Raw genomic sequence first — 3,748 nt, 5'->3', positions numbered from 1 at the left:
TACGAGACCATCATGAACCCGGCCGTGAGCCTCGCGGCCTGACACCCCCAACTGTCACCTAAATGTGCGGCAGTCCCCTGGTCGGCCTCGCAGTGTCGGCGGTGCTGTTCCTGCCCTTGGTCGTGTGGCAGTACCGCCGGTACGGCCGCTTCGATGCGATGCGGATGCTGTGGACGTCGGCCGGGTTCGTCTACGCCGCGGGCATCGCCGCGTTCACCGTCTTCCCTCTGCCGGACTTCGCCCCCGGCTACTGCGCCGCCAACGCCACCCATCCGCTGCTCGACCCGCTCCGATTCCCGAAAGCGGTCATCGACGTCTTCCGCACCGGCGGCCTCACCGCCGTGATCAGCGACTGGGTGGTATGGGAGTTCGCGCTGAACATGGTGCTGTTCATCCCGTTCGGGGTCATCGTGCGCCGGGTGCTCGAATGGCCCCGCGGCGTCGTCCTGGTCGCCGCATTCGGCACCTCACTGCTCATCGAGCTCACCCAGCTCACCGGGAACTGGGGGCTCGCGCCCTGCCCGTACCGGTTCGCCGACGTCACCGACCTGTTTACCAACACCACCGGCGCGGTCATCGGCATCGGGTTGGAGAGAATCACTCCGCGCCTGCTGTCGAGCAAGGCCCACCTGCTGGCCGAACGCGACCGCGGGCGACCGGTCGGGCGGGGGCGACGGCTGCTCGGGATGCTGCTCGACACGTGGTTTCTCGCTCTCGCCGTTTTCATCGGCGGCACCGTCGCCTCGACCCTCTACGCTCTCGGCCAGGGCGGCACCGGGCAGGACCTCACCCCTTCTCAGCTGCTCGACCTCGAACGCTGGCTCTTCACCGGTGCCGCCGTCGCCGCCCTCGTGACCGTCTTCTTTCCAGCGCTGACCGGCAGCGGCGCGTCATTGGGGCAGCGCACGGTCTACCTCGTCCCGAGCTCTCATGACGACGCGCGCTGGCGGCTGGTCGCCCGCGCCGTCGCCATCCAGGGCGTGGGCGGGTTCCTTGTCTGCTTCGGATTCCCGTGGTTGCTCATGATCCCGCTCCTCGCATTCCTAGCGGCGGTGAGCGCATGCGTCACGCCGCGCGGGCTCAGCGGGATACTTACGGGTTGCGCCTTCCGCGACGCACGCAGTCCTACCGGGATCATTGAGGATCGACTAGTCTGACCCGGCGTAGCGGCCGGGTTTGGCGTGGCAGCGTCTCGTAAACCCCGCTTCAGACGAAGGCATCCGAGACACACTTTTCGAGACAGAGACCGAGACCCCCGCAGGAACGCGAGGGTCTCGGCGTGTCCCCACAAGCAGATGTTCGTGGGACGCGGAACGAGTTGAACCGGAGCATTCGGGCTGATGTCAAAGCACCGCGAGTCCTGTCCGGAGGGCGAAGAGGACGAGCTGCACGCGGTCTCGTGCGCTGGTCTTAGCGAGTAGGTTGCCGACGTGGGTCTTGACGGTCGGCATGGACTGAAGCGCCCTGGGTTTGGTTCCGAGCTTCCTGAAGGAGAATCGGATCATGCCCATGAAGTTCACCCCCGAGTTCCGCGAACGCGCCGTGCGGATGGTCTTCGACCGCCAAGCCACCGAGGGCGGACCACGCGCGGCCTCCATCCGAGTCGTGGCCGAGTCGCTGGGCTGCGGCCCCGAGACCCTGCGCGCCTGGTGCAACCAAGCCATCACAGCAAGCAAGGCCACACCGGCACCCGCCACTGACGAGAGCCTGGGCGAAGAGAATCGCAGGCTGCGTCGAGAACTCGCCGAAGCCCGCCGCGCCAATGAGATGGCGCATTCAAGCGGTGGGCGCAAGGAACTCTGCGAGCTTCTCTGATGGTGTCAGATAGCCCAGCGTCTTGCGGGGGCGTCCGTTGAGGCTGTCCTGGATCGCGTCCAACTCCTCGCGGCTGACGACGCTCAGGTCGGTGCTTTTGGGCAGGTACTGGCGCAGCAGGCCGTTGGTGTTCTCGTTGCTCCCCCGCTGCCAGGGCGAGTGGGGATCGCAGAAGTAGATCGGGATTCCTGTGGCGATGGTGAACGCGGCGTGCTTGGACATCTCCGCGCCTTGGTCCCAGGTGATCGTTCGAATCAACGAGGACGGCAGCTTGCTGATTGCGGCGCGCATCGCGGCCTCGACCTGCTCGGCGCTCTTGCCGTCGGGCAGGTGCAGCAGCAGTGTCATTCGCGTCGAGCGCTCAACGAGCGTGCCGATGGCGCTGCGGCTGCCCTCGCCGAGGATGAGATCTCCTTCCCAGTGGCCTGGCACGGCGCGGTCGTCGGCTTCTGCGGGGCGCTCGCTGAGCATGATCATGCCGGGGATGCGGCCGCGACCGTCCGTGGTTTCGCGGGGCTTGCGGGCCGCTCTTCCGGACCGCAGGCACCGCGCCAGCTCACGGCGCAGTTCGCCTCGGCCCTGCACGAACAGCGACTGGTAGATCGTCTCGTGGCTCACGCGCATCTCCGGGTCGTCGGCGTGATCCAACCGCAGGCGCGCTGCGATCTCCTCAGGTGACCACAGTTGCTCCAGCCGGCTGGCGACCTCCTCGAGCAGCCGGCCCGACGCAAGCTTGAACGGCTTCGGTCGACGCGCCTTATCGCGGGCACGTTCATGACCACGCCACGCCGAGTAGCCGCAGCGACCCCCACCGCGCTTCACCTCACGGCTGACGGTCGACACCGCACGCCCCAGCTGCTCTGCGATCGCGGTGAAGGTATCGCCGCGATTGATCCCGAGCAGGATCTGCTCGCGCTCGTCGATCGTCAGACAGCCCTGACGTGGCTCCCACCCAAACGGCCTGGCGTCAAGGTGCCTGCCGGTGCGGGCCATGATGCCGACCAGCGGCGCGCTGCAGCTGATCTCCTTCGCGATGTCGACCAGCCGCCAGCCCTTCCCGTGCAGCCTGAGCGCGAGCTGCTTCTGCTCCCGGCTGAGATGACCGTGCCTGCCCTGCATCCGGATCCTCCTGTGATCAGTGACTGCCTCATCTCACAGGACTCGTTGCACTGACCGCTTGAATCCGCCGATCCTGAGGTCAGCCTCGGCTTTTTTCGCGGCGGAGCTCGACCGCCCACAGCGTTGATCGTGGAGTACATCGACCAGCACAAGCATGAGTTCGGCGTCGAGCCGATCTGTCGAACGCTGACCGCAGCGGGCACGCAGATCGCGCCGAGCACGTACTACGCGTTCAAGACCCGCCCACCCTCGAAGCGAGCACTACGCGACGAGGAACTGCTGGTCCAGATCCACCGCGTCCATGCGGCGAACTTCGGCGTCTACGGGGCGAAGAAGGTCCACGCCCAGCTGCTGCGGGAGGGCATCTCGGTGGCGCGTTGCACGGTCGAGCGGCTCATGCGCGTCGCGGGGTTGCGAGGGATCAGCCGAGCCAAGGGCCCGCGCACCACGATCTCCGGTCGCGGCCCCGACAATCGACCTGACCTGGTCGAACGTGACTTCACCGCGACCGCTCCGAACCAGTTGTGGGTCGCGGACATCACCTACTGCCGCACCTTCGCCGGCTGGGTGTATGCCGCGTTCGTCATCGACGTGTTCTCCCGCCGCGTGGTCGGCTGGCAGCTGTCGAAGTCGCTACGAACGGACCTCGCGTTGGACGCGCTCGAGATGGGCATCTGGACCCGCGATCACGCAGGCCAGGCCGTCACCGGGCTCACGCACCACAGCGATAAGGGCGTTCAGGGCGGATTCAACTGGTTGTCGCAACACCCTGATCGTGAGGGTGTGTGGTGGGACGAGATCCAGAGGAATCAGC

Annotated in this window: 3 protein-coding genes, 1 pseudogene and 1 other annotated feature; of the genes and pseudogenes, 3 read left to right on the top strand and 1 reads right to left on the bottom strand. The window is 66.7% G+C overall.

Translation table 11 applies throughout. The features are described from left to right. Positions 1–62 precede the first annotated feature (62 nt). Both QL985_RS11830 and QL985_RS11825 read left to right on the top strand, forming a co-directional pair. On the top strand, positions 63–1,157 hold the full coding sequence (locus QL985_RS11830; RefSeq protein ID WP_290147953.1) for a VanZ family protein: 1,095 nt from the start codon (positions 63–65) through the stop codon (positions 1,155–1,157). A gap of 346 nt (positions 1,158–1,503) precedes the next feature. Next, positions 1,504–1,815: a transposase gene (locus QL985_RS11825; protein ID WP_239358051.1), complete on the top strand. Its 312-nt coding sequence runs from the start codon at positions 1,504–1,506 to the stop codon at positions 1,813–1,815. Here the strand turns inward: QL985_RS11825 and QL985_RS11820 are convergent. After that, positions 1,777–2,934 (bottom strand): IS30 family transposase, encoded by a 1,158-nt coding sequence (locus QL985_RS11820; RefSeq protein WP_239358050.1) that lies wholly within the window; start codon positions 2,932–2,934, stop codon positions 1,777–1,779. The two genes, QL985_RS11825 and QL985_RS11820, sit on opposite strands and share 39 nt — an antisense overlap. A gap of 70 nt (positions 2,935–3,004) precedes the next feature. Between QL985_RS11820 and QL985_RS11815 the strand changes: the two are divergent. Continuing rightward, positions 3,005–3,618: pseudogene (locus tag QL985_RS11815) on the top strand (IS3 family transposase); the annotation flags it as partial. Beyond that, positions 3,022–3,150 (top strand) — a sequence feature (AL1L pseudoknot). Its footprint overlaps the pseudogene before it by 129 nt. Positions 3,619–3,748: the final 130 nt, after the last annotated feature.

The sequence above is a fragment of the Kocuria sp. APC 4018 genome, from assembly GCF_030407675.1.
Classification (GTDB): Bacteria; Actinomycetota; Actinomycetes; order Actinomycetales; family Micrococcaceae; genus Kocuria; species Kocuria rhizophila.
Note: the sequence above shows the minus strand (reverse complement) of the source record. Positions and strands in the feature narration are given on the sequence as shown.

Excerpts from the sequence above, each read along its gene's own strand:
- QL985_RS11830 (WP_290147953.1), top strand. The coding sequence starts at position 63 with ATGTGCGGCAGTCCCCTGGTCGGCCTCGCAGTGTCGGCGGTGCTGTTC.
- QL985_RS11820 (WP_239358050.1), bottom strand. The coding sequence starts at position 2,934 with ATGCAGGGCAGGCACGGTCATCTCAGCCGGGAGCAGAAGCAGCTCGCG.
- QL985_RS11825 (WP_239358051.1), top strand. The coding sequence starts at position 1,504 with ATGCCCATGAAGTTCACCCCCGAGTTCCGCGAACGCGCCGTGCGGATG.